Source organism: Candidatus Neomarinimicrobiota bacterium (genome assembly GCA_041154365.1).
Taxonomy (GTDB): Bacteria; Fidelibacterota; Fidelibacteria; order Fidelibacterales; family Fidelibacteraceae; genus Fidelibacter; species Fidelibacter multiformis.
In genome coordinates, this window is record AP035449.1 from 1,803,957 (window position 1) to 1,828,353 (window position 24,397).

The following is a 24,397-nucleotide window of genomic DNA, read 5'->3' on the forward strand; positions in this document are numbered from 1 at the left end:
AAACTGACTTTTAGCCGGTGAAAGCACCAAAGAGCTCCTTTCCTTTATGAGGTGTGAAAAATTTATTCTCTGAATATACAACCTTTCCCTCAATGAACACCGTATTCACCGTATAGGTCAGGGAAATATGCTTATAGGGATTATATCCAGCCCGGGTGATAACAGGGCCCGGATTCCCATCTTTTTTCAGGATGACCAGATCAGCTGTTGATCCGGCTTGAATGCCGTGATATCCGGACAGTCCGTAACAGTCTACAGCTCCGGTAGAGATCAGGCGGGTAATCCGGGACCAGGGAAGCTCTCTTTGTTCTGCCAGTTCCAGAATAGCCGGGACTGCCCACTCAATGCCGGGAATCCCAGAGGGGGGATGGTCACTCTCTTTTTCGGCAGCCGTATGGGGAGCATGGTCTGTCCCGATGAAATCTACGATTCCATCCCGGAGGGCCTGCCGTACCGCATCCCGGTCTGCAACTTCCCGGAGGGGAGGATTCACCTGGTACCGGGCACCGAAGTATTCTTCCTCCTCCCGGGTAAACCACAGGTAATGGGGTGCTGTTTCGCCCCACACATCAAAACCCCGGGTTTTCATATCCGCCAGCCATTGGACATCTTCCAGTGTGGATGCATGGCAAATCACCACCCGGGGACGCTCAGATTCCGGCAAAAGGATGAGAGTTCGCCGAATCGTTTCCAGGGCCATGCGGATGGCTTGTCTTGGCCTCCGGAGATGGTGGCGGGTTTCCTGTGTAAAACAGGTTTCATCTTCTGCATGAATTGCCACCCGCCGGGCTTTTCGAAACATGGGCAACAAGGCCTCTTCCCGGTTCCAGGCGGATCGCGAAGAGGACCTAGCCATGAAAATTTTGACAGATACCGCCCTTTCGGGAATGTCCCGCATATCCGGCGTTGCCATATAATGGAGCCCCCAGTGAACCCGGGACTTTTCTTTAAAAAGCCGTTCTTTTGCTTCAAAGGCTTCCGGTGTATCACAGGGGGGATCGGTGTTGGGCATATCAAACACAGTGGTTACACCGCCCTTGACGGCTGCCCGGGATCCATTTTCAATTCCCTCCTTCGCAATAAATCCCGGTTCACGAAAATGGACATGGGGATCGATCATGCCGGGGAGGATTAACCCGCCTTCTACATCCAAAACGTCCATGTGGGGACGGAGGGCAATTTGACCGATTTTCTGGATTTTTCCCTCATCAAGCAGCACATCTTCCCGATCCAACCGGCCATCGGGATGCAAAACCGTTCCATTTTTCAGGAGGACTGCCTTCATCATCCTCTAATTCCTGTCCGAACCAATTTTTTCCTGTTCGATATGATCCAGGATCTCTTTTGTAATGCCCGTCGGGTAATTCCCGGAAAAACAGGCATCACAAATAGGCAGATCCTGGTAGAGTTCCTGCAGGTCTTCCAGTTTCTGATAAATCACGGCATCGGCTCCGATCACCCGTGCGATTTCTTCATTGTCGTTATAATGGGACGCCACCATCTCTTTCCGGACGGACATATCGATACCGTAAATGCAGGGAAATTTGATAGGCGGCGAGGCAGATACAAAGAAAACCTTCGCGGCACCGTATTCCCGGAGCAGGTGAATAATATGCCGGGAGGTTGTCCCCCGAACAATGGAATCATCCACTACAGCCACTTTCCGGTCTTTGATGATATCTTTAATGGGATTCAGCTTTTGTTTAACCACATTTTCCCGCTCTTTTTGGGTAGGAGTGATAAAACTCCGGCCTACAAAACGGTTCTTCGCCAATCCCCGCCGGTAAGGCACATGGACCTCTTCCGCCAGTCCCGATGCAAAAAAGTATGCCGAATTGGGCACATCGATGATGATGTCAGGATCAATATCGGCTTCCTGGAAGGTTTTTGCCAGTTTTTTGCCCATTTTCACCCGTTCACTGGCCACCAGGCGTTCATGAAAAACCGAATCCTCCCGGGCAAAATAGATATATTCAAAAACACAGAAGGCCTGTTTTTTCTGTTTGAGAATTTTGGAATGGACATTCATTTCATTGTCAATAAACACCGCTTCACCCGGCTGCAGATCCCGCATCATTTCATATCCCAGAAAATCAAAAACCGTGGTTTCAGAAGCAAAGGCATACACCACACCCTGATCCGTAAGTTTTCGTCCCATCACCAGTGGCCGGATACCGTAGGGATCCGTAAAGGCCAGAAATCCTTTGTTGGCTATGATAGTCAGAGCGGAATAGGCCCCTTTAACCAGATCCTGGACTTCCGACACCACATCAAAAAGGTCATCAACCTTTAAATGTTTCAGATCCTTCTTTTCCAGCTGGGCGGCAAAAGTATACAGAATAAGGGCCACATCGTTGGATGTATCCAGAAGGCGCATATTGTCTTCATAGAGCCGTCTTCGTAATTCCTGAAAATTGATCACATTCCCATTGTGAACCATGGCCAGTCCGTAAGGATAATTGACGGCGATGGGCTGGGCATCCACCTCCAGGGTAGACCCCATGGTGGCATACCGCACATGTCCCAGACCGCATTTTCCCTGAAAGGCTTCCGGATCAAAATTCCTGAAAACCCGGCTCACGTGTCCCTGCCCTTTTTTCATCCGGAATCGACCGTTCAGGGTCACAATACCGGCTGCATCCTGTCCCCGGTGCTGAATCACCGTCAATCCGTTAATCAGCTCCGCAGATATATCCTCATGACCTGTAATTCCAATAATACCACACATTTATGATTGTATCTCCTGTTGATGAATTTTTCCTGTTAACACATCCCGGATCACCTGGCTGTAAAAGGTCCGTTCGACGGCAAGTCCCCGTTTTTCCACCTCTTCCAGTGTATCCGCGCCACGGAGGTCCACTGTTTTCTGTGCCAGCACAGGCCCTGTATCTACTCCGTCATCGATGAGATGCACGGTAATTTTCGTCTCTTTGAGTCCCTTTTCAAAGGCCCATTCATATCCCCCGATCCCCTGAAACTGTGCCGTATCTGCCGGGTGGATATTCAAAATCCGGTTCCGGTAACGATGAATAAAAAAGGGGGTTAAAATCCGCATAAAACCGGCCAGGATAATATAATCCGGCCTGTATTTTTCCAGGTTTTCGATCAGTTCCTCTTCAAATTCCCGTCGTTTTTTCCCTTTTGAGGAGACGCAAATCGCCGGAATACCGGCATTCCGGGCCGTTTCGAGTCCAGCCGCTGAACAAGTGTTTGATACCACTACCGCCACCTCACACAATCCTTTCAGGATTCCTTCCCGGCTTTCCCGGAGGATTGCTGCCATATTGGATCCCCTTCCGCTGATGAGAATTGCCAGCCGGGCTGTCATAGATTCCCCTCCCGCCGGCCGATGTCCCGACGCAGATATTTATCCTGAAAATGGATTTTATCAGTTTCAGGATAAACCTTTCGGATGGCTTCCTCCAGGTTTTTACCCCGCACCACCACATTCAGTACCCGTCCACCGTTGGTAAGCAGCTTGCCTTTTTCCTGCCGGGTTCCTGCGTGAAAAAGAAGAGTTCCGGCGGTGAGTCCCTCCACTCCGGTGATTTCGTACCCTTTTTGATAACTTCCCGGATATCCCCCTGAAGCCAATACCACATCCAAAAAGGTCTCCGGGTAAAACTGAGGATGCACACTGTCCAGATTTCCGGATAAAGCCCCCTCAATCAGTTCCGCCAGGGAGGATTTCAGGGCCGGCAGGATGACCTCCGTTTCAGGATCGCCGAAACGCACGTTGTATTCCAACACTTTCGGGCCTTCTTCCGTCATCATGATGCCAAAATAGATGACACCCCTGTACCCAAACCCTTCTTCCCGGATACCCTTCATGGTCGGTTCAATCACGTGATTCTGCACCGCTTTCGCCATGGCGGGGGTATACCAGGGAACGGGACAATAGGCTCCCATGCCGCCGGTATTGGGACCTTTATCGCCTTCGTAAGCCTGTTTATGGTCCTGGGAGGGTAAAAGAAGGCGGATGGTTTTTCCGTCGGTGATACCGATAACAGACATTTCACGTCCCCTCAGGCGTTCCTCCAGCAAAAAGGGGACATCCTTTCCATATTTTGTTTTCAGGTCAGAAATAGCTTCCAGGGCTTCCGGTTCAGATTCACACACTGTGACGCCCTTTCCCGCCGCCAGTCCGTCATATTTCACCACCACCTGTCCGTTCAATGACCGGATAAAGTCTTGGGGATCACCTGCTTCGGATGAATACAGGCAACGGGCTGTGGCTACCCCATATTTTTTCATGAACCGCTTGGAGTAAATCTTCGATGCTTCCAGTTGCGCCGCCGCTTTTGACGGGCCAAAGACTTTGACGGCCGACCCTGCAAAAGTATCACAAATCCCCTGAGCCAATGGATCTTCCGGGCCAACCACCAGCCAGTTGATCCCTTTGGATTCACAAAAGGACTTCAGGGCTTTAAAATCCATGGGATCCAGGGGATGGTTATTGGGTGTTCCTCCATTCCCGGGAATCACAAAAATATTTTCCTCTCCCATATCGAGTCCCAGTTTCCAGGCCAGGGCGTGTTCCCGTCCGCCGGACCCGAGGATGGCAATTTTCGTCATGATTCCTCCCTGAGATATTTCCGGACCTCCGCCGTCATGGAAAGGGTTAGTTGAGGGGCCAGACCCACATATCTTTCAGGGCGGAGAGTTTTCAATTCACGAATCAGCGCCGGATCCACATCCAGTGTTTCCAAAGACCTGTGCAGAGTTTCCAGGGTTATCACCTGCCCTCGTGTAAGTTTTTTCATAATCCCGTAAGGATCTGCAACACCGGCTTTCCTTAACACCGTCTGAATGGGTTCCGCCAAAAGTTCGGGATGTTTCGACACCTCTTCCAGGGCAAAGGGGGCATTGACACGGATTTTCGAAAGTCCCCGCAAGGTTTCCGAGATGGCCAGGTATGCGTGTCCCAGAGCCACCCCCATATTTCGTGCCACGGTGCTGTCGGACAGATCCCGTTGAAGGCGGGATGTGGTCAGGCTTTCGGACAGGGCCCCCAGGAGGGCGTTTGAGAGTTTCAGGTTGCCTTCGCTGTTTTCAAAATTGATAGGATTCACTTTATGGGGCATGGTAGAAGATCCCACTTCCCCTTTTGTTACGGATAGCAGGAGATACCCCTGCATCAGGTAAAGCCAGGTATCCTGGTCCAGGTCCCGGATGATCTGATTGATACGGCGGGTGATATCAAAATATTCCGCCCAGGTGTCGTGATCCTCAATCTGGGTTGTCAGAGGATTGATTTCCAGGCCGTAGCGTTCCATAAAGCGCCGGGCAAACGCCGGCCAGTCTCCATTGGGACACGCGGTGGCAAAAGCGGAATAATTTCCCGTTGCCCCGTTTAATTTGGCCCGGAAAACAAGGTTTTTCAGTTTTTTATACTGGGTGAACAGGCGGTTCAGAAAAACGGCGGTCTCTTTGCCATAGCTTGTGGGGGATGCCATCTGTCCATGAGTCCGGGCCGGAAAAACCGTATCCGCCCAGGTTTCAGAAAGATCGCAGAGAGTAAGAAGGAGCTCTTTGAGCTGAGGCAGCTGGCATGTGTCCCGGTAGCTTTTCAGCAGAAAGGTCCAGGCGAGATTGTTCACATCTTCCGATGTCAGCCCGAAATGAATCCGGTTGGGTTCCCGGAGTCCTGCCTTTTGTTGCAGGTAAATTTCACAGGCCTTTACATCGTGATTGATCTCTTTCTCGATGGCTTTGATGGCTTGGTAATCCGTTTCATCGAATTGCTTTTCAATGGCTTCAAGCCTGTCGATTTCTTCGGGTGCGAGAGGTGAAAAACACCGCATCTCGTCCAGGGCCCGGATAAAGCGGATTTCCGTGATCACCCGCATCCGCATGAGGGCAAATTCGGAAAAAGAGTCCCGGAGGATACCCAGGCGGTCTGCATAGCGCCCGTCCAGGGGAGAAATGGCTTTAAACATTCTGTTGCTCCTGTAATGTCGCATTGGCCTGATCCAGTTGATTTTTCACCTGTAGAATTTTTTCCCGGAAACATTGTTTCAACGAGGGGGTATTCAGGCAGAGGACTGCGGCATCGGCGGCATTTTTGGGATCCACCACCGTCAGGGCCGGCGTATCGGAGGGCATCATGAGGGAGGAATGGATATTCACCAGATAGTCCGTCTTGTCACTGAAAGGCGGACAATTAATCACCGGGACCGGCAGGTTGGCAGAAAGGGCACCGCCCAATCCGTTGGAACGCCCTGCCACGGCAATGATGGAAACCGGTTCATGGCATTGGATGACATCCTGCAGGATCACCGGGATTTTTTCCCCGTTTTTATGGGCCGAAACTACCCGCATTTTAACGGCAATATCATACTGTTTGATCCGTTCCGCCATTTTTTCCGCATGGGGAATATCGGAGGGGGATCCCATGACAATCACAACACAGCCTTCTTTCAAAAACCCTTCACGATTGAGATTTTTCATAACTCTCTCAGCAGGATCCATCTGTGGATAATTTAAGGATGATCCGGTGATCCGTTGATATAGTTCCAGATAACGCCGGCTTGTTTCGGCTACAATATCTTCCGGCAGTGTGTCCGGGTAGTCTCCACCCTTTTTGTGTTCCATCAGGTAATTCCGGACAAATTCCTTATCCAGTTGTTCCACGGATTCAGGGTTTTTATCATAGGCATCTTTCAGCCAGAAACGGGAGGAATCGGGCGTGTGAATCTCATCAATCAGCACCAGTTCACCATCTATCAGCCCAAACTCATACTTGGTATCCACCAGGATAATCCCCCGCTCCAGAAGCATGGCACTTCCCTTTTCAAAAAGACGGAGGGACAGGGCATGCATCTTTTCATAGAGTTCCCGGGTAGTCCACCCTTCCGCCACAATCTCTTCGGCACTGATGGGACGGTCCGATGCTTCTTTGGTTGTGGGTGTCACAATAGGTTTCGGAAAAGGGGCATTCTTTGTAAGTCCGTCAGGCACCGACACACCGGAAACGGTCCGTTCACCTTTCTGATATTTTCGCCAGGCGGATCCCGTCAGGTAGGCCCGGACAATGATTTCCAGACGGATCGGATCGGCCTCACGAACCAGGCTGATGGCCGGATCCACGGTTTTTACAAAGTGGTTGGGACACATATCCCGGGTTTTTTCAAACCACCAGGCTGCCAGAGAATTGAGGACTGCACCTTTCGCCGGAACCGGCGTTTTCAGCACCTTGTCAAAGCTGGAAATCCGGTCTGTGGCCAGGATCAGGCGATGGCGTTCATCAGCCCTGAAACTTTCACGGACTTTCCCGCTGTGGAGTTTTCTCAATTGGGGGGATTCAAAACGGGTCAGACAATCCATGGATCTTCCTCCTGTTTTAATGCTTGAAATGACGCATTCCGGTAAATATCAGCGTCATCTCCAGGTCATCGGCTTTTTCAATGACGGCTTTATCCCGGATGGATCCACCGGGTTGAACGATGGTCCGGATCCCGTCGGCATGGCTCAATTCCACATTATCCGGGAAGGGAAAAAAGGCATCGGAAAAAAGCACGGCTTTTCCCATTTCCTGCCGGATATATTCCTCCAGGCCATCCGGATCACCGGTATATTCATTTTTCAGATTTTCCCGGCAACGGGCCAGGGTGAGTTGTGTGGCATTCACCCGGTTGGGCTGGCCGCAACCCATCCCCAAAAGCTGAATGTCCCCGTCTTTACATGTCCGGGCCACACAGATGGCATTGGATTTCAACTGGCGTACAGCCGTCAGACCAAACCGCATCAGGTCTTCATCCACCGGATCCTTTTTGTGACTGACATATTCCACCTTGTCCAGTAACTCGCGATCCGCATCCTGGTACAGCAGGGCATTATAGATGAATTTCATATCGTGGGCCGGTTGCAGCCTGGCCGGATCAAACACCACAATGCGCAGGTTTTTATGCTGTTTCAAATAATCCAGGGCCGACGGTTCAAATCCGGGAGCCGACACAATTTCCACGAATTTCCTCTGGCTTTTATCCTTTGCATCAAGTTCCAGGAATTGGGCGGTTTCAAGGGTCACAGGTGTATTAAAGGCAATCACCGAGCCGAAGGCGGATACCGGATCTCCTGCCCAGGCTTTTTCAAAAACTTTCCGCTGGTTTTTCCCTTCACTGAGTCCACAGGGATTGGCATGTTTGATGATCGCGCACCCGTTGTTTTTCAGATCCCGAACCGCTTCCAAAGCGCCGTACAAATCGAACATGTTGTTATAGGAGATGGCTTTGCCATGAAGGACCTCCATATCACAGAGGGAATCGGGGGCATTCCGGAGGCGGTAAAGGGTCCCTTTCTGGTGACTATTTTCCCCATAGCGGAGAACCTGAGGCTGGTCAAAGGCAAAGCGCAGGGTGGGTTCACCAGCCTGTTCGTCCATGGTTGTGGCGATCAGGCTATCGTAATCGGCCGTATGGTTAAAGGCTTTCCGCATGAGTGTGAATCGGGTTTCCAGGTCAGTATGTCCCCCATGAGCCGTCATGTTTTCCATAACCATCCTGTAATCTGCCGGATCTACAACCGTTGTAACCCATCTGTAATTTTTTGCGGCAGCCCGGATCATGGTGGGACCTCCGATATCGATATTTTCAATCAGACGGGGTAAATCGGCGCCTTCTTTTTTCACACTTCCAAAGGGATACAGATTGCAGACCACCATATCGATGGGGAGAATTCCCAGGGCTTCTGCTTCGTCCCGGTCCTTTTCCCGGTCAAAAAGCAGGGCCGATTCAATCTGAAAAGAGATGGTTTTCATCCGGCCGCCAAAGGCTTCAGGATTACCGGTAACCGACTGAATATCGGTCACGGGAATGCCCGCCTCTTTCAGCACCCGGTGTGTCCCGCCGGTGGATATGATCTCACACCCGGCTTTCTGTAAATATTTCCCCAATTCCGGCAGACCGGTTTTGTCTGAGACACTGATTAAAACCCGTTTGACAGGAGTGAAATGTTTCATGGCATACCCTTATTTTTTGAATGATGAATGATGAATGATGAATGATGAATTGAATGATGAATGATGAATGATGAATTGAATGATGAATGATGAATGATGAATTGAATGATGAATGATGAATGATGAATAGTGTTTTGTGTTCATCGTCATGTTTGTTCCTTTTGGTGGATCGCATTTTCATACGACCTGCTTTGCAGCTTTATCAGAAGTTGGAAGCTGGAAATAGGGACAGGCCGTGGCCTGTCTGAAGTTCGCGTCGCTGCACGCCGACATAGAATTCAAGCACCTCACTGCGTTCGGTGTTCAATAGCTGCTGCGCAGCATTCAAATGTCGATGTCTGGAATCCTTGAACGCCGAAGGCGATTGAATGCTGAGCGCAGCGAAGTGCCCATCCCCTGTTAAATACGCTGCGCTCATTTCACAGGGCAGGCAATCAACATCTGGAAGTTGGAAGTTGGAAGTTAGCGTCTCTTCGCTCCTGGTGTGTCAATCAAATCAATCAAACCAATCTAGTCAATCGACTTTTCGACTTTCGACTTTCGACTTTCGACTGACGACTGTTGACTGTCCACTGCCGACTGCCGACTGTCGACTGTCCACTGCCGACTACCTTATCACTCTTCCAACAACATTTTCAAAGATCTTCAATCCCTCCCCTTTTTCATCTGTCAGCTGACCTGTTTTTTTTCGCCGGTTCCAGTCCGGATGGTTGTAGACGGTCAGATAGGCTTCGGGGTGGGGCATGAGGCCGAATATCTGTCCGGAAGGATCACAAAGTCCGGCACAATTCAATTCAGACCCGTTGGGATTGTATGGATAGGTATCGGTGATACGCCCCTCCCTGTCCGCATAAGCCAAGACGTTCAGTTTCTGTTCCACCACCGCCTGGCGGACAGTTTCATCCCGAAAGATCAGCCGGCCTTCCCCATGGCGGACCGGCAGATCAAGGGTGTCGATGTCCTTCAAAAAGGGCGTTGGAGGATCTTCCAGGACTTTGCAGGTGACCCAGCGATCCTCGAATTTACCCGAATCATTAAAGGTCAGCGTCGCCTCCTGTTCCCCTTTTCCACCGGTATTGGGCAGGAGTCCCATTTTCACCAGGGCCTGAAATCCATTACAGACCCCGATGATATATTTTCCATCTGCCAGAAAGCGCTGAATTTCCTCCATAAAGGGAATGCCGGAGGCAATGGGACGCACCTTCAGTTGATTTGCCAGGACTTTCGCCGAGCCCAGATCATCCCCAAATGAAAAACCTCCGGGAAGATTCAGCAGGTCATAGTCATGAATCGACACCTCCCCGTTGAATATCCGGCTCAGGTGGACAATCTCCGCATGGGCGCCGGCAAGACGGCAGGCCGCAGCCATTTCCTCCTCGCAATTAATTCCAGAACCGGTGAGCACAAGGGCCCGGATTTTACCATCCTTTATGTCTTTTTCAGAATACAAGTCCGCCTCTCCATTTTTCAAGCATTTCTTCTTTGGATACATCCAGGATTTTTTCCCCTTTAAAAGAGATTTTTAACACCGGCTCTTCCGATACCGCCCCCAGAAACCGGGCATCAGAACCCATCAGGTTTTCAAAGGTCGTTTGATTTTTAGCGGGGACAGACACAACAAAGCGGGAATGGGATTCGGAAAAGAGTTCAGGAATCAGGGACAGATCACCATATCCCACATCCACGGCAGCCCCAAAAGGTCCACCGATGACACATTCCGCCAAAGCCACAGCCAAACCTCCGTCTGACAGATCATGGGACGAGGCCAGAAATCCTTCCCGGTGGGCTATCCCCATCAGCCGGTAGAGATTCAGGGCATTGGCTTTATGAACTTTGGGAACATTCGCTCCAAGATACCCCAGCAGCCGGTAAAATTCCGAACCGCCCAGTTCATCCCGTGTTTTTCCCACCAGGTAGATGGCATCGCCGGGACGTTTGAAATCGCTGGTGGTCACTGTCCGGATATCATCGATTTTCGCCGCCATGGAATAAAGGACTGTCGGCGGTACGGAGATTTTCACCTGCCCCTTCCGAAAATCATTTTTCATGCTGTCCTTCCCGGATGTCATGGGAATATTGAAGGTGGTGGCCATATCAAAAAGGGCCTGGTTCATGCGGACCAGCTGTGCCAATTTATATTTTCCGTCAGGATTGGTTTCGGGATCGTAGACTGAATCGGGCACACAAAAATTATCATTTACAGACCAGAATGGACTGTTGATATCCTCCGGGTCGGGCAAGTGGCCACCGACGGAGATAATCTGCCGGACCGCCTCATCGAAGGCACCGGCCGAGGCTTCATAGGCATCGATATCTCCGAATTTAGGCATAATTCCGTTGGACACGGCAATGCCTTCCCAGGAATCAAAACTCAGGCGCATTACCCCTGCATCCTGGGGAGCATGTCCTTCTTCGCCCATGAGGGGTTTGACCACCGTTCGTCCCTTCACCTCGTGATCATATCGTCGGATAATACTTTCCCGAGAACAGATATTCAAACTTCCCAAAAGGGCCAGGAGGGTCTCTTTGATATCCGGCTCTTCTTTTAGTTCCGGTTCCCGAACCTCCGGTTTTTTCCACACGGCCTCAAGGTGCTTCCGGGGCACACCGTTGTGAAGAAAATCCAAATCCAGGAGAGCAACCGTCCGGTTTTCATAAAAAAGTTTCAAATGGCCCGAACCGGTAAAACGGCCGATATCCGTCACTTCCACGTCATAGAGCCGTGCCAGATCAAAAACCTTCTCCAGTTGATCCGGTTCCAACACGAGAGTCATCCGTTCCTGGGATTCGGAGACGAAAATTTCCCAGGGCTGGAGTCCGGGATATTTAAGCGGGACCTTATCCAGAAAAACCTCCGCCCCGCCCGAAATCTGGGCCAGTTCACCGATGGAGGATGAGAGTCCGCCGGCACCGTTGTCCGTGGAACATTTAATGAGTCCCTGCCGGGCTGCATCCACCATAAAATCGGACATGTTTTTCTGGGTGATGGGGGATCCGATCTGCACGGCGGACCGGGGTGAGTGTTCATCGATTTCCAGGGAAGAAAAGGTAGCGCCGTGAATGCCGTCTTTCCCCACCCGTCCACCGGCCATGATAATACGGTCACCGGGATCGATGGATTTTATCCAGGTGGGGCGATCACCGTATTTCAGGGGCATCACCGCCGCTGTACCACAAAAAACCAGGGGTTTGCCGCTGAAGCGGTCATCAAAAATTACAGACCCGTTGATGGTGGGAATTCCCGATTTATTACCCCCGTCTTCAATCCCTTTCACCACCCCGCTCATGATGCGCCGGGGATGGAGCTGTCCGGGCAGGAGCTTACCGGGATGATCCGGATTTCCAAAACAAAGGACATCGGTATTGAATAGAAGTCTGGCTCCACCGATGCCTGTCCCCAGGGGATCCCGGTTCACCCCCACAATACCGGTCAGGGCTCCTCCGTAAGGATCCAAAGCCGAGGGGGAGTTGTGAGTTTCAACCTTCCAGATGAAGCAGGAATCCTCATTAATCCGGACCACGCCGGCATTATCCGTAAAAACCTTCAGCAGCCAGGGATTACCTGCTTTGTCAAAACGTTTCCGAATGATATCGGTGGATTTTCGGATATAGGTTTTAAAGAGAGAATCAATGGTTTCATCCTGACCCGTCTCTTCATCCCGGAAATGAATCAGGGCATTGAATTCCTTGTGTTTACAGTGTTCGGACCAGGTCTGGCCCAGAATTTCCAGTTCACAATCGGTGGGATTTTCATCGAGTCCCGCCTTTTTCCGGGCTGTCCGTACATCCTCCCGCATAAAATAGTCCCGGATGGCTTTCATCTCGTCCAGGTTCAGGGAGAGCAACATTTCCGACGAGAGCCGGAGCAGTTCATCATCCTTACGATCCACGGGAATGGTCCGGATTTCAGCCCGGGATCCCATGCGCACATCCGGTACATACGTGATGGGATCATCCACGGAACCGGCTTCAAAATAGTTGATAAGGGGATTGCCCAGGAGTTCTTCTCCCAGGGTGATGAGATCCTTTTGGGCTACCGGTTTTTCAAAATAAAAGAGATCCGCCGTATAAATCTGCTGGACATGGGTGGAAAATTCCCGGTTCAGGGTATCACCCAGGGCTTTTTGAGCCGAGATGCCTTCGTCATCCGTCACCCCGGGTCGTTTGGCAATCAACAATTTGCGTGTAAATTTCTCTGCCGGGTAAAAAGTGCCGATATAAACATCCTGCATCACCGGATCCCGGAGGACTGATTCGGCAAAGAGTCGGATCTCTTCAGGAGAAATATCCAGTTGGACGGTAAAGAGCCTGGAGGATTTCACCCGGCCTGTATCGAGATTCAGATAACGTGTGGCGGAATGTTTCACCCGCTCGCCGGTGACATCTCTGACCGTGTCTTTCAGGATGAGTTGGATAAAATACGTCTGTGGCACAAAAGGCTCCTTTACCTTAGGGGATACTCAAGCTGCTGGGGATCGTTTCCCCGGGAGACGATTCGAATGCGCGGTTCGGAAACAATATATCCTGCCTGCTGGACGGGGTATTCATATTTCCCCGCCAGCTCATTCAGGGCGGAATAGGCGTGTTCATCCGTCACCAGAAGCATGCCGTTTCCCATATTCCACAGGCGGTAGGCCATATCTTCGGGGACGGTCCCCAGTTCCTCGATCTTTTTCATCACAGGATGGGGATCAAATAGCCGGTTTAGTTCGGCACCATAGCCGGAACTTTTCAACACCCGGGTAAAATTTTCGCCGACTCCTCCGCCGGTGATATGGGCAATGCCGTACAGAGGAATACGGGCGGTGATCAAATCGGTAATCAGGGGGGCAAAAATCCGGGATGGGGTTAAAAGGACCTCTCCCCAGCTTTGCTGACCGGAGTAAGGCTGTAGATGCCACTCAGGTCCGAAGGTTTTGTGCATGACATGCCGGATCAGGGAAAACCCGTTGCTCCGGAAACCCCGGGAAGCCAGTGAGACCACGATCTGGCCGGGACGGATATTGGATCCGTCGATCAGTTCAGCCCCCTCGGGAATGAGTCCCGTCGCCGTGGAGCACCAGTTAAAATGCATGCGGTCTCCATACCCGCCGATCCGGTTTCCCAGTTCGGCAATTTCGCCACCGGTAACGGTGATCCTGGCAATTTTGGCTGCGTCATAGAGTCCGCGCATGAGGTCATCCACAATCTCATGATCCAGGTGATCCACATCCAGGATATTGGAAAGATTCACGGCTTCAATGCCATTGGCTGCCAGGTCGTCAGCGGTCATGGCTACCAGGTCGAATCCCAGGGTATCATAGATGCCGGTCCGCTCGGCCAGTTCGATTTTCGTCCCGATTCCATCGGACGAAATTCCCACTTTTACCCCCCGGTAATCCATCACATTGGAAAAGACCCCATCTACCGCCATGAGGGGATTCCCGGATCCCGGGACACGATGGATAAAACTTTTTTTTGCCCAGGAATAAGCGGTGCGGGAGCATTGATTTCCAAGATCGATATCAATGCCGCTTTTGATGGATTCAGCCATGCGATCCTCTATGTCAGTTGGGAATTTTTTGTGTTGTGCGTCTCTTTGTCTTCACGGCGGGAAATTCCCGATTTTTTTCTTAAAATGCAATGAAAAGGTTTGGGGGTTTAGGGGCTCAGGGGCTCAGGGGTTCAATAGCCGCTACGCGGCTTTCAAACGCTGCTATGCAGCGTTCAAGGATCTCACTGCGTTCGATCTTCAATCCCGGATATGCGGGTTTCAATGGGTCATTTCTTTTTTGAACACTGCGTAGCAGTGCTTGAATGCTGAGCGCAGCGAAGCCATTGAACGGCACGAAGTGCCGCTTGAATTATTAAACGCCGCTACGCGGCTTTCAAACGCTGCTATGCAGCGTTCAAGGATCTCACTGCGTTCGATCTTCAATCCCGGATATGCGGGTTTCAATGGGTCATTTCTTTTTTGAACACTGCGTAGCAGTGCTTGAATGCTGAGCGCAGCGAAGCCATTGAACGGCACGAAGTGCCGCTTGAATTATTAAACGCCGCTACGCGGCTTTCAAACGCTGCTGTGCAGCGTTCAAGGATCTCACTGCGTTCGATCTTCAATCCCGGATATGCGGATTTCAATGGGTCATTTCTTTTTTGAACACTGCGAAGCAGTGCTGGAATGCTGAGTGCAGCGAAGCCATTGAACGGCACGAAGTGCCGCTTGAATTATTAAACGCCGCTACGCGGCTTTCAAACGCTGCTATGCAGCGTTCAAGGATCTCACTGCGTTCGATCTTCAATCCCGGATATGCGGGTTTCAATGGGTCATTTCTTTTTTGAACACTGCGAAGCAGTGCTGGAATGCTGAGTGCAGCGAAGTACCAATCCCCTGTGAAATACGCTGCGCTCATTTCACAGGGCAGGCAATCAACATCTGGAAGTTGGAAGTTGGAAGTTAGCGTCGCTTCGCTCCTGGTGTGTCAATCAAATCAATCAAACCAATCTAGTCAATCGACTTTTCGACTTTCGACTTTCGACTGTCAACTGCCGACTGATGACTGCCGACTCCCATGTAACCCCAATCCATCCTTCGCCTCAAATGGGAAAATAAGAGAAGGATGAAAAAAATGACACGATACATAGGAATGATAACGATCATGTTAATGATGACAGGAGGGTTGTTTGCGATGGATGATATGAACGTATATACTTTTGAAGTCAAGACGGCATCAGGGGAGGCGTTTCCCCTGGATCAATTCAAAGGGAAGGTGCTGATGCTTGTGAATGTGGCCAGTAAATGCGGTTTTACGCCCCAATACGAGGATTTGCAGAAGCTGTATGAGGATTACAAGGACAAAGGACTGGTGATTCTGGGATTCCCGGCCAACAATTTCATGAATCAGGAACCGGGGAGTGACGAGCAGATCCAGGAATTCTGCCAGATCAATTACGGTGTGACCTTTCCGGTCCTGGCCAAGATCTCTGTTAAGGGTAAGGACATACACCCCCTCTATGCCTGGCTGACGGACAAAAAGATCCATTCCGAAACGGGGGGCAGTATCGGGTGGAATTTTACCAAATTTCTCATCGACAAAGAAGGAAAAGTGTCTGCCCGGTATGCATCCCGCGTGAATCCTCGCTCCGATGAGGTCATCCAAAAAATTGAAAGTCTTTTGGAGGAAAAATGACGGTATACGAAGCCATCCAACGCCGCAGATCGTATCGGCACCTGGAAAACGTGGAGATCACCGATGAAATCATCGATAAATTATCCCGGGCGGTGCAGCTGTCTCCCTCCTGTTTCAACAATCAGCCCTGGCGCTATGTTTTTGTGAGGGATCCGGAAAAACTCAAAGCCCTTTACGAGGTCTATTCCAAAGGCAACGAGTGGACTCATGACGGGTCCCTGGTCATTGCCGTCACGACCCGAAAAGAGGATGACTGCGTGGTAGGTTCACGGGAGTACTACCAATTTGATACGGGCTTGTCGGTAGGACAGCTTTTGCTTCAGGCCACGGAACTGGGACTCACAGCCCACCCTATTGCCGGATTTAGTCCGAAAAAAACCCGCAAAGTCCTCCATATCCCTGAGGATTACGAGGTCATCACCCTGATCATCGTAGGGAAAAAGGCGGTGGGAAGCCCGGAAGAACCGGCCATGCCCCGAAAAGAACTGAAAGAGATTATATTTCAAGATACATTCTTATAAATGAGTGACGCGTGACGCGTAACGAGTAACGAGAGGAAGTGACGCGTGACGCGTAACGAGTAACGAGAGAAAGTGACGCGTGACATGTGACGCGTGAGTTTAGGGGACAAGCTATTATGGACGGGAAAGATATCGGATCAGGCCGATAGTCCTGTTTTTGATTTCAAGTGATTATTCCACACTATTTTATACAATTAACTAAATTATACTAATAAATAATACACTAAACAAAAATTATCCCACAAAAACCACTCGTCACTCGTCACGCGTTACTCGTCACTTAATAATCATCGTGCGGCTTCTTCGGCAATAACCAGGAGAAGCCGTTCCGTCTCATCCCAGCCCAGGCAGGGGTCTGTAATGGACTGACCGAACACCGTACCGCTGGATTCCTGTCGACCACCCACAAGATAACTTTCGATCATGAGTCCTTTAATGATTTTTTTAAGTTCCGGATTATGGTGACGGCTCTGCATCACTTCCCGGGCAATCCGGGGTTGTTCTTCATAGCGTTTATTGGAATTATCGTGGTTCACATCCACGATGAGAGAGGGATTTTTCAGTTCCTGCTTCAGATAGAGATGGCTGATCCGGAGCAGATCTTCGTAGTGATAATTCGGCACCCGGATACCGGAAGGATCCACGGCTCCCCGGAGCACCCCGTGGGCCAGGGGATTCCCATCTGTCCTGACCTCCTTATTGTTATAGACAAACACATGAGAATGCTGGGCGGCATAGATGGATTCCAGCATCACCCGGACTTCCCCGGATGTGGGATTTTTCATTCCCACCGGGATATCCAGTCCACTCACCGTAAGCCGGTGCTGCTGATTGGCTACCGATCGTGCTCCGATGGCCACATAAGAGAGGAGATCCTCCACATAGGGATAATTCCCCGGATAGAGCATTTCATCGGCGGCGGACAGGTGTGATTCTTCCATGGCCCGGATATGCATGGCACGCAAGGCCTTAATCCCCTCCACGATATTGGGTTTTGCCGTGGGATTGGGCTGATGGAGCATCCCCTTGTAGCCGGTCCCCAGTGTCCGGGGCTTGTTGGTGTAAATACGGGGAATCAGCAGCAGGGTGTCCCGGACCTTTTCCTGGACGCGAGCCAGTCGGGAAACATATTCACAGACTGCATCCGGATCGTGGGCGGAACAGGGACCCACAATCACAAGAAAAGCAGATGATTCACCCCGGATAATTCGGGACACTGCCTTATCCCTCTCCTTTTTCACCTTTTTCAGGGGTTCCGGCAGGGGAAGTTCCTCAAGCATCTCTTCCGCTTTGGGAAGGGCTTGTATAATATGAAAGGCCATATTTACCTCATAAATTTCTGGAATATACTTATTACGCTTAAAGGTTTAAAGGTTTAAACGTTGTTTAGTTGACAGTTGACAGTTGACAGTTGGCAGTCGGCAGTGGACAGTCGAAAGTCGAAAGTCGAAAGTCGAAAAGTCGATTGACTAGATTGGTTTGATTGATTTGATTGACACACCAGGAGCGAAGCGACGCTAACTTCCAACTTCCAACTTCCAGATGTTGATTGCCTGCCCTGTGAAATGAGCGCAGCGTATTTCACAGGGGATTGGCACTTCGCTGCGCTCAGCATTCAATCGCCTTCGGCGTTCAAGGATTCCAGACATCGACATTCAAACGCTGCGTAGCAGCGTTTGAATGCCGCATAGCGGCTATTGAACACCGAACAAAGTGAGGTGCTTGAACCCCATGAAATGGGGTTTGAACGCCGTCAGGCGTTGGAATACCGCAAAGCGGCTATTGAACACCGAACAACCTGAGGTGTAGTAGTGTCATTTTTGTTTAAAAGCCACCTGTTGAGAATTGGCATTATATCTCGAATATTAAATGACCGGATCCAGAACAAAACTGTCTGCCACGATCGCCTCCTCAATCTTGATCTGCCGTGTTTTGAGTCTGTCTAGATCAGCCATTACCGTTTATGGGACATCACATTATATGTAACTTTGAATAACAAATATTATCTAAAAGACACAATAATTAACAACAAGAAGAAAAATCAGCATGAAGCGAGTGATCAAAGAGTTAAAGAGACATGCTCCTTTCACTGCGTTTGGGGCTTTTTCCGGAATTTTATTGTTTATTATTTTTCAGCACCTTCCCAATGAAACGGCTTACAGGGCATTTTATGTTCTTCATCCAATCCATGTTGTTCTAAGCGCGCTGGTTACTGCATCTGTTTATGAAATTCATGAATGTGATTGTATCAGCGGAAAATGTCTTCGCGGCCAATGCAATTTATGGAAACTCTTTCTGGTGGGTTATATCGGTTCGATTGGTATCGCCACTTTAAGTGATTCAATTATCCCCTTTATCGGTGAGTTTTTGCTTGGCATGCCGAATCGTGGCATTCATATCGGCTTTATCGAAAAATGGTGGTTAATCAACCCCTTGGCTATTTTAGGGGTGATCTTTGCATTTCTGAAACCCATGACCAAATTCCCCCATGCGGGACATGTTTTATTCAGCACCTGGGCTTCTTTATTTCATATTTTAATGGCTGTGGGATCTGATTTGGATTGGACTTCTTATTTGGTGATTTTTATCTTTTTATTTTTAGCTGTCTGGTTACCCTGCTGTGTGAGTGATATTGTATTCCCCATGGCTTTTGTAAACTCAAAAAAGAAAGAAAAAATGTAATGTCTTCTCATTCAATTAAAAAATCTGTTAGGGAAATATTTCAAACACTTCCCAAGGATGTTATACTGGTCGCAGCCTCAAAAACACGAAGTGTTGAAGAAGTCAATGAAGCAATACACAGAGGTGTTACAATTATAGGCCACAATTATGTTCAGGAAGCAGAACAAATGTATCCCTTTGTCAAAGATAGCGTAAAATGGCATTTAATAGGTCATCTGCAAAGGAATAAAGCTAAAAAAGCCAGCCAGATTTTTGATATGATTGAAACAATTGATTCATATAAAATCGCATTGGCTGTCAACCAATACTGTGAAGAAATGAATAAAGTAATGCCGGTTTTGATTGAAGTGAACAGCGGCAGGGAATCCAATAAAACCGGGATATTGCCGGAAAATGCCGAATCCTTGATTCGAAAGATTAGTTTATTGAAACATGTACATATTCAGGGATTGATGACCATGGGACCCCGATTTGGTAATCCTGAAGACTCAAGGCCCTATTTCAAAAAGACTAAAGCTCTTTTTGATCATTTGCAACAAGCCGATATACCCCAAGCTGATTTTAAATATTTATCCATGGGGATGAGTAACAGTTATAAAATTGCCATTGAAGAGGGTGCAAATATGGTTCGTATTGGCACAAGATTATTCGGCAAACGGTGATCTCAATGAATCATAAAATACTAAAATAATTAAAAAAGGGAGTTACAAACATGCTTGAAACAATTATCAACTATTTAGGAAAAGAATCCCAAAGTCTGCTCGATTATACCTGCCAGGGAATCAAAAAAGAGGATCTTCATCTGCCGGGACCAGATTTTGTGGATCGGATTATGAAAAATACAGACCGATCTTCAGCTGTCCTGAGAAATATGCAGCTTCTGTTCAATACAGGTCGCCTGGCAGGAACAGGATATCTTTCAGTTCTGCCGGTGGATCAGGGTGTAGAGCATTCTGCCGGAGCTTCTTTTGCTCCCAATCCGATCTATTTTGATCCGGAAAACATTGTAAAACTTGCCATTGAGGGTGGTTGCAATGCTGTAGCATCTACTCTGGGTGTCCTTGGGGCTGTCTCACGAAAATATGCCCATAGAATTCCCTTTATTGTGAAACTGAATCACAATGAGCTTCTTACATATCCGAACAGTTATGATCAGGTACTGTTCGGGGATGTGGAACAGGCTTTTAATATGGGAGCTGTTGCCATCGGCGCCACAATCTATTTTGGTTCACCCGAATCGCGCCGGCAGATTCAGGAAATCAGCCAGGTTTTCAAATATGCTCATGAACTGGGCATGGTGACAATCCTGTGGTGCTACCTGAGAAATTCAGCATTCAAAGCAGATAAAGATTACCATGTATCGGCAGATTTAACCGGCCAGGCAAACCATCTGGGAGTCACACTGGAAGCTGATATCATCAAACAAAAACAGCCTCAGAATAATGGCGGATATACGGCTCTGAAATTTGGAAAAACCCACAAGGATGTGTATGAGAAACTGACGACAGACAATCCGATTGATTTGACACGCTACCAGGTGGCAAACGGTTATATGGGACGCATTGGCCTGATTAACTCGGGGGGTGCTTCCGGAGACAATGACTTTACCGCAGTAACCCGAACAGCTGTTATTAATAAACGGGCTGGAGGCATGGGATTGATCACAGGTAGAAAAGCCTTTCAACGTCCAATAAAAGAAGGTATTAAACTTCTTCATACAGTTCAGGATGTGTATCTAGAAAAAAAGGTGACCATCGCCTGAAAAACATGTCTTGCTGAAGAATAAATACAAAAATCAGACAATGAGTAGGTGATCGAGAAAAAATGGAATCACTTGAGTTACACAGTGACTGGCTGGCCAAATTGCTGCCGGAAGGGTTACCGGTTCCATCGTCTACATTGATCAGCGGACCTGGTGGCACGGGTAAACCATTGGTGGAATTTGCTTTTGTTGCAGACTGGCTCAAAGCAGGGGGTTCACTGATTGCCATCCCTTTGCAATATCCGACGCCGGATTTGATGAAAACGGCAATGAAGAAACTTTATCACATTGATTTAAATAATTATTCAAAAAAAGTTGTTTTTGTTCAATTTGATCACAAGATTGATACTTTCCAGAAGTTGAATAATAACACATTTCAGGCTAATATGTTAAAACCGAAAGTGTGGAACAAAATCATATTGGCAGCTGAAGATATTCTTCCGATGAGCCCCAAAGGTGTTATGGTATTCGGTTCAGCTTTAAATTTGCTTTTATTCTCACAACATTATGGAGACAAGATTCTGGAAAAACTCTATGAAATCATCACTTTTGATAAAGGCAGGACCTATCTGTTCGCCGTAAGTACAAGTGCTTTTGCGGACCGGATTAAAATCCTTGAAGATGCCACCGACAACCTGATGTTTACACGGGTTGAAGAATCCATGCGACTCTTTTACAAAATCGTCCGGATGAAAGGAGTCCCCTTTCTGAAAGATGAAATCCAGGTCCCCATTTCGCAACAGTTACTTGAAGAAATCAAAAAAGTTGCTGAAGAAACCAGAAAACGAAAAATACCGGAAATCCGAAAAGTTTGATCATCTCCAAAGCAACATGCAAACTTTCCGAAGGTAAAAAATTATTTACAGGAATTTACATACCATAACAAATAATTAAAATACGGGGATTGATGGAAACTCAAAACCATATCGTTGAATATATATATGTTAGGATCAAATGAAAATTGACATTCAATCAGACCTGTTGGCAAAATGTAAATCATGGTTTTCCATTTATGTTGAATCCTTTAAATATGGTAATCAGGATTTACGGAAAAATATCGGTCTAAAAGAAGAACATACCTATCGTGTCGTTCAGGAAATTAAGTCACTGGCTGAATCATTGGGACTTAATGAAGGAGAAAAAAGGTTTGCCGAACTGACAGCACTGCTCCACGATATTGGCCGGTTTGAGCAATATGCCCGTTATCAGACATTTCATGATGGTAAATCAGAAAATCATGCTGACCTGGGGATAACCATTCTGAAAAGATATAGAATTCTTAATCATCTGAAAGAAACAACAAAAGATTTAGTCTATCGGGTAATTCAATATCATAATCGTGCCAATTTGCCGGAAAATGAATCGGAAACATGTCTCTTTTTTTCGAAACTGCTAAGAGATGCGGATAAAATGGATATCTGGAAAGTTGTGATTAATCATTATTACCGGGAGGATGGGCAACATGATCCTGTTTTGGAACTTGGTCTGCCAAATACATCCGGGATATCTGAAAAAGTATATCAGGATTTAATGAATCATCGTATTGTAAATATGAATAATATGCAGAATCTGAATGATTTCAAACTGCTTCAGATGGGTTGGGTTTTTGATATAAACTTCAAGCCTTCATTTCAGCTGATCCAATCCAGACACTATATAGAAAAAATTCGGCGCGTTTTGCCCAACTCCAAAAAAGTTGATGACATAAACAAAACAATTCAAATATACATGGATTACAAACTAATAGAACTGAGTAAGGATACAGATTAAAAAAGATGTTGTCACAAAGTGTGGCTAAAAATCAGGAAAAACGAATATTATTAAAACATCTTAACCAACGGATTAAAAGGTGTAAATCCTGTCATCTTTCTAAAACCCGTGAGTATGCTCTTGTCGGAGAAGGGGATCCTGATTCCCGTTTAATGCTGATTGCCCTTTCGCCGGGTAAAGAAGAAAATAATGCAGACAGGATGTTTGTCGGACCTTCAGGCAAAGTCCTGGAGCGTTTATTCAATGCAGTTGCCATAGATCGCCAATCGGTTTATATGACCAATTTAATCAAATGCATGCTGCCCAAAAACCGAAAGCCCAAAATGATTGAAATTGCAGCCTGCAGTCAGTATCTCGATGAAGAAATTGCGATTATACATCCGCCCATTCTAGTTCCGTTGGGGTATTATGCCACACGTTATGTTTTACAGAAATATCACTCAGAGATTCCCCCTTCACGTCAGGCATTCAGACAGATTTATGGCAAATTACTTTATAAGAACAATCAAAAGATTTATCCTCTGTATCATCCGGCTTCTGTGATTTACAATCCGGATTATGAACCGGAAACCATCCGGCTTTATCGTAAACTTCGTGTCTTTTTAACCGTTTGTAAATGGTATGACTTATGTCCGTTACACCGGTTTTATGAAAAGGGCATGCTTGAGCGAAAGTGGATCGACTTATACTGTAAAGGGGACTGGGAAACATGTGAACGATACAAAATGGAGGAGCAGGGATATCCTCACCCCGACTGGATGCTGCCGGATGGAAGTTTGAATTTTGATTTAAAACCGGATTCATGATCTCATCAATCTTATAAGAAAAATTTAAGGATCAAACATGGCCAGAACCCAACCCTTTGATAAACACACGTCTCAATATGAGGCCTGGTTTAAAGAAAACAAAAATGCCTATTTATCGGAACTTCAGGCAATACGGGAGCAGATGCCCGATAGTCAGAAAAGTATAGAGATCGGTGTAGGAAGCGGCCGGTTCGCACAGCCATTGGGTATAAAAAAAGGTGTTGAACCCTCACAAAAAATGCGGGAGATTGCAGAAAAGAGGGGCATACATACCATAGAAGGCATTGCCGAAGCTCTTCCCCTGGAAGATGCTCAGTATGACCTTGTATTAATGGTAACCACCATCTGTTTTGTTGACAATTTGTATAAAGCCTTTCAAGAAGCATACCGTATCTTGAGGTTTGGTGGCATATTACTTATCGGATTTATTGATAAAGAGAGTCCTGTCGGAAAACTGTATCTGGAACATCAGCAGGAAAGTGTCTTTTATCGGGATGCCACCTTTTATTCCGTTGATGAAGTTGTGACTGAAATGATAAAAACAGGATTCAAAAATTTGAAATTCTCGCAGACTATATTTCACCATTTAGATAAAATAAAAAAAGTCGAATCCATCAAAGAAGGATATGGTGAGGGTTCTTTTGTTGTGATTAAAGGAAGTAAATGAATAGCACTTCATTTTATCCTTAAACAAATACGGGTTGATATGTGTGAAAAGTCAACAAGTC

Annotated in this window: 21 protein-coding genes; 9 read left to right on the forward strand and 12 right to left on the reverse strand. The window is 47.9% G+C overall.

What is annotated here, in order from left to right:
* Positions 1 to 10: 10 nt before the first annotated feature.
* The 11 genes from strainIA91_RS07685 to strainIA91_RS07735 form a co-directional block, all read right to left on the reverse strand.
* Positions 11 to 1,288, reverse strand: coding sequence for a dihydroorotase family protein (locus strainIA91_RS07685; protein WP_400166200.1), 1,278 nt, complete (start codon positions 1,286 to 1,288; stop codon positions 11 to 13).
* A 3-nt stretch (positions 1,289 to 1,291) separates the two neighbouring features.
* Positions 1,292 to 2,728, reverse strand: coding sequence for an amidophosphoribosyltransferase (purF, locus tag strainIA91_RS07690; RefSeq protein WP_400166201.1), 1,437 nt, complete (start codon positions 2,726 to 2,728; stop codon positions 1,292 to 1,294).
* Positions 2,729 to 3,328 (reverse strand): phosphoribosylglycinamide formyltransferase, encoded by a 600-nt coding sequence (gene purN / locus strainIA91_RS07695; RefSeq protein WP_400166202.1) that lies wholly within the window; start codon positions 3,326 to 3,328, stop codon positions 2,729 to 2,731. It lies immediately after the preceding gene.
* Positions 3,325 to 4,575 carry a phosphoribosylamine--glycine ligase gene (purD, locus tag strainIA91_RS07700; RefSeq protein WP_400166203.1) on the reverse strand — a complete coding sequence of 417 codons (1,251 nt, stop codon included), beginning with the start codon at positions 4,573 to 4,575 and terminating at the stop codon, positions 3,325 to 3,327. Before purD ends, purN begins: the two co-directional genes overlap by 4 nt.
* On the reverse strand, positions 4,572 to 5,939 hold the full coding sequence (gene purB, locus strainIA91_RS07705; protein ID WP_400166204.1) for an adenylosuccinate lyase: 1,368 nt from the start codon (positions 5,937 to 5,939) through the stop codon (positions 4,572 to 4,574). The genes purD and purB overlap by 4 nt, the downstream gene beginning before the upstream one ends.
* A complete protein-coding gene (locus strainIA91_RS07710; protein WP_400166205.1) occupies positions 5,932 to 7,326 on the reverse strand; it encodes a phosphoribosylaminoimidazolesuccinocarboxamide synthase in 1,395 nt (464 codons plus the stop codon). The genes purB and strainIA91_RS07710 overlap by 8 nt, the downstream gene beginning before the upstream one ends.
* A gap of 16 nt (positions 7,327 to 7,342) precedes the next feature.
* Positions 7,343 to 8,959: a bifunctional phosphoribosylaminoimidazolecarboxamide formyltransferase/IMP cyclohydrolase gene (purH, locus tag strainIA91_RS07715; protein WP_400166206.1), complete on the reverse strand. Its 1,617-nt coding sequence runs from the start codon at positions 8,957 to 8,959 to the stop codon at positions 7,343 to 7,345.
* 607 nt (positions 8,960 to 9,566) lie between these two features.
* Positions 9,567 to 10,409 (reverse strand): phosphoribosylformylglycinamidine synthase subunit PurQ, encoded by an 843-nt coding sequence (locus tag strainIA91_RS07720; RefSeq protein WP_400166207.1) that lies wholly within the window; start codon positions 10,407 to 10,409, stop codon positions 9,567 to 9,569.
* Positions 10,399 to 13,392 (reverse strand): AIR synthase-related protein, encoded by a 2,994-nt coding sequence (locus strainIA91_RS07725; RefSeq protein WP_400166208.1) that lies wholly within the window; start codon positions 13,390 to 13,392, stop codon positions 10,399 to 10,401. The genes strainIA91_RS07720 and strainIA91_RS07725 overlap by 11 nt, the downstream gene beginning before the upstream one ends.
* 11 nt (positions 13,393 to 13,403) lie before the next feature.
* Positions 13,404 to 14,492 carry an AIR synthase-related protein gene (locus strainIA91_RS07730; RefSeq protein ID WP_400166209.1) on the reverse strand — a complete coding sequence of 363 codons (1,089 nt, stop codon included), beginning with the start codon at positions 14,490 to 14,492 and terminating at the stop codon, positions 13,404 to 13,406.
* Positions 14,493 to 15,075: 583 nt separating this feature from the next.
* Complete coding sequence (locus tag strainIA91_RS07735) at positions 15,076 to 15,351, reverse strand: hypothetical protein (RefSeq protein WP_400166210.1); 276 nt, start codon at positions 15,349 to 15,351, stop codon at positions 15,076 to 15,078.
* A 234-nt stretch (positions 15,352 to 15,585) separates the two neighbouring features.
* On the opposite strand from strainIA91_RS07735, the gene strainIA91_RS07740 reads away from it, so the two are divergent.
* Both strainIA91_RS07740 and strainIA91_RS07745 read left to right on the forward strand, forming a co-directional pair.
* Positions 15,586 to 16,128: a glutathione peroxidase gene (locus strainIA91_RS07740; RefSeq protein WP_400168247.1), complete on the forward strand. Its 543-nt coding sequence runs from the start codon at positions 15,586 to 15,588 to the stop codon at positions 16,126 to 16,128.
* The gene (locus strainIA91_RS07745; protein WP_400166211.1) at positions 16,125 to 16,649 is read left to right on the forward strand and encodes a nitroreductase family protein; all 525 of its coding nucleotides are present in this window, start codon (positions 16,125 to 16,127) and stop codon (positions 16,647 to 16,649) included. The genes strainIA91_RS07740 and strainIA91_RS07745 overlap by 4 nt, the downstream gene beginning before the upstream one ends.
* Before the next feature lie 287 nt (positions 16,650 to 16,936).
* Here the strand turns inward: strainIA91_RS07745 and strainIA91_RS07750 are convergent, their stop codons facing one another.
* Positions 16,937 to 17,971 (reverse strand): 3-deoxy-7-phosphoheptulonate synthase, encoded by a 1,035-nt coding sequence (locus tag strainIA91_RS07750; protein ID WP_400166212.1) that lies wholly within the window; start codon positions 17,969 to 17,971, stop codon positions 16,937 to 16,939.
* Between the two features lie 724 nt (positions 17,972 to 18,695).
* Here strainIA91_RS07750 and strainIA91_RS07755 point away from each other — a divergent pair.
* The 7 genes from strainIA91_RS07755 to strainIA91_RS07785 all read left to right on the forward strand — a co-directional run bounded on the left by strainIA91_RS07755 (position 18,696) and on the right by strainIA91_RS07785 (position 24,336).
* On the forward strand, positions 18,696 to 19,331 hold the full coding sequence (locus strainIA91_RS07755; RefSeq protein WP_400166213.1) for a hypothetical protein: 636 nt from the start codon (positions 18,696 to 18,698) through the stop codon (positions 19,329 to 19,331).
* Positions 19,331 to 19,993 carry a YggS family pyridoxal phosphate-dependent enzyme gene (locus strainIA91_RS07760; protein WP_400166214.1) on the forward strand — a complete coding sequence of 221 codons (663 nt, stop codon included), beginning with the start codon at positions 19,331 to 19,333 and terminating at the stop codon, positions 19,991 to 19,993. The genes strainIA91_RS07755 and strainIA91_RS07760 overlap by 1 nt, the downstream gene beginning before the upstream one ends.
* A 50-nt stretch (positions 19,994 to 20,043) precedes the next feature.
* Complete coding sequence (locus tag strainIA91_RS07765; protein WP_400166215.1) at positions 20,044 to 21,093, forward strand: class I fructose-bisphosphate aldolase; 1,050 nt, start codon at positions 20,044 to 20,046, stop codon at positions 21,091 to 21,093.
* Between the two features lie 62 nt (positions 21,094 to 21,155).
* Positions 21,156 to 21,908 (forward strand): hypothetical protein, encoded by a 753-nt coding sequence (locus strainIA91_RS07770; RefSeq protein WP_400166216.1) that lies wholly within the window; start codon positions 21,156 to 21,158, stop codon positions 21,906 to 21,908.
* 139 nt (positions 21,909 to 22,047) lie between these two features.
* Positions 22,048 to 22,863 (forward strand): HD domain-containing protein, encoded by an 816-nt coding sequence (locus strainIA91_RS07775; RefSeq protein WP_400166217.1) that lies wholly within the window; start codon positions 22,048 to 22,050, stop codon positions 22,861 to 22,863.
* Positions 22,864 to 22,868: 5 nt separating this feature from the next.
* The gene (locus strainIA91_RS07780; RefSeq protein WP_400166218.1) at positions 22,869 to 23,669 is read left to right on the forward strand and encodes a uracil-DNA glycosylase; all 801 of its coding nucleotides are present in this window, start codon (positions 22,869 to 22,871) and stop codon (positions 23,667 to 23,669) included.
* Between the two features lie 37 nt (positions 23,670 to 23,706).
* A complete protein-coding gene (locus tag strainIA91_RS07785) occupies positions 23,707 to 24,336 on the forward strand; it encodes a class I SAM-dependent methyltransferase (protein ID WP_400166219.1) in 630 nt (209 codons plus the stop codon).
* The last annotated feature ends 61 nt before the right edge of the window (positions 24,337 to 24,397 follow it).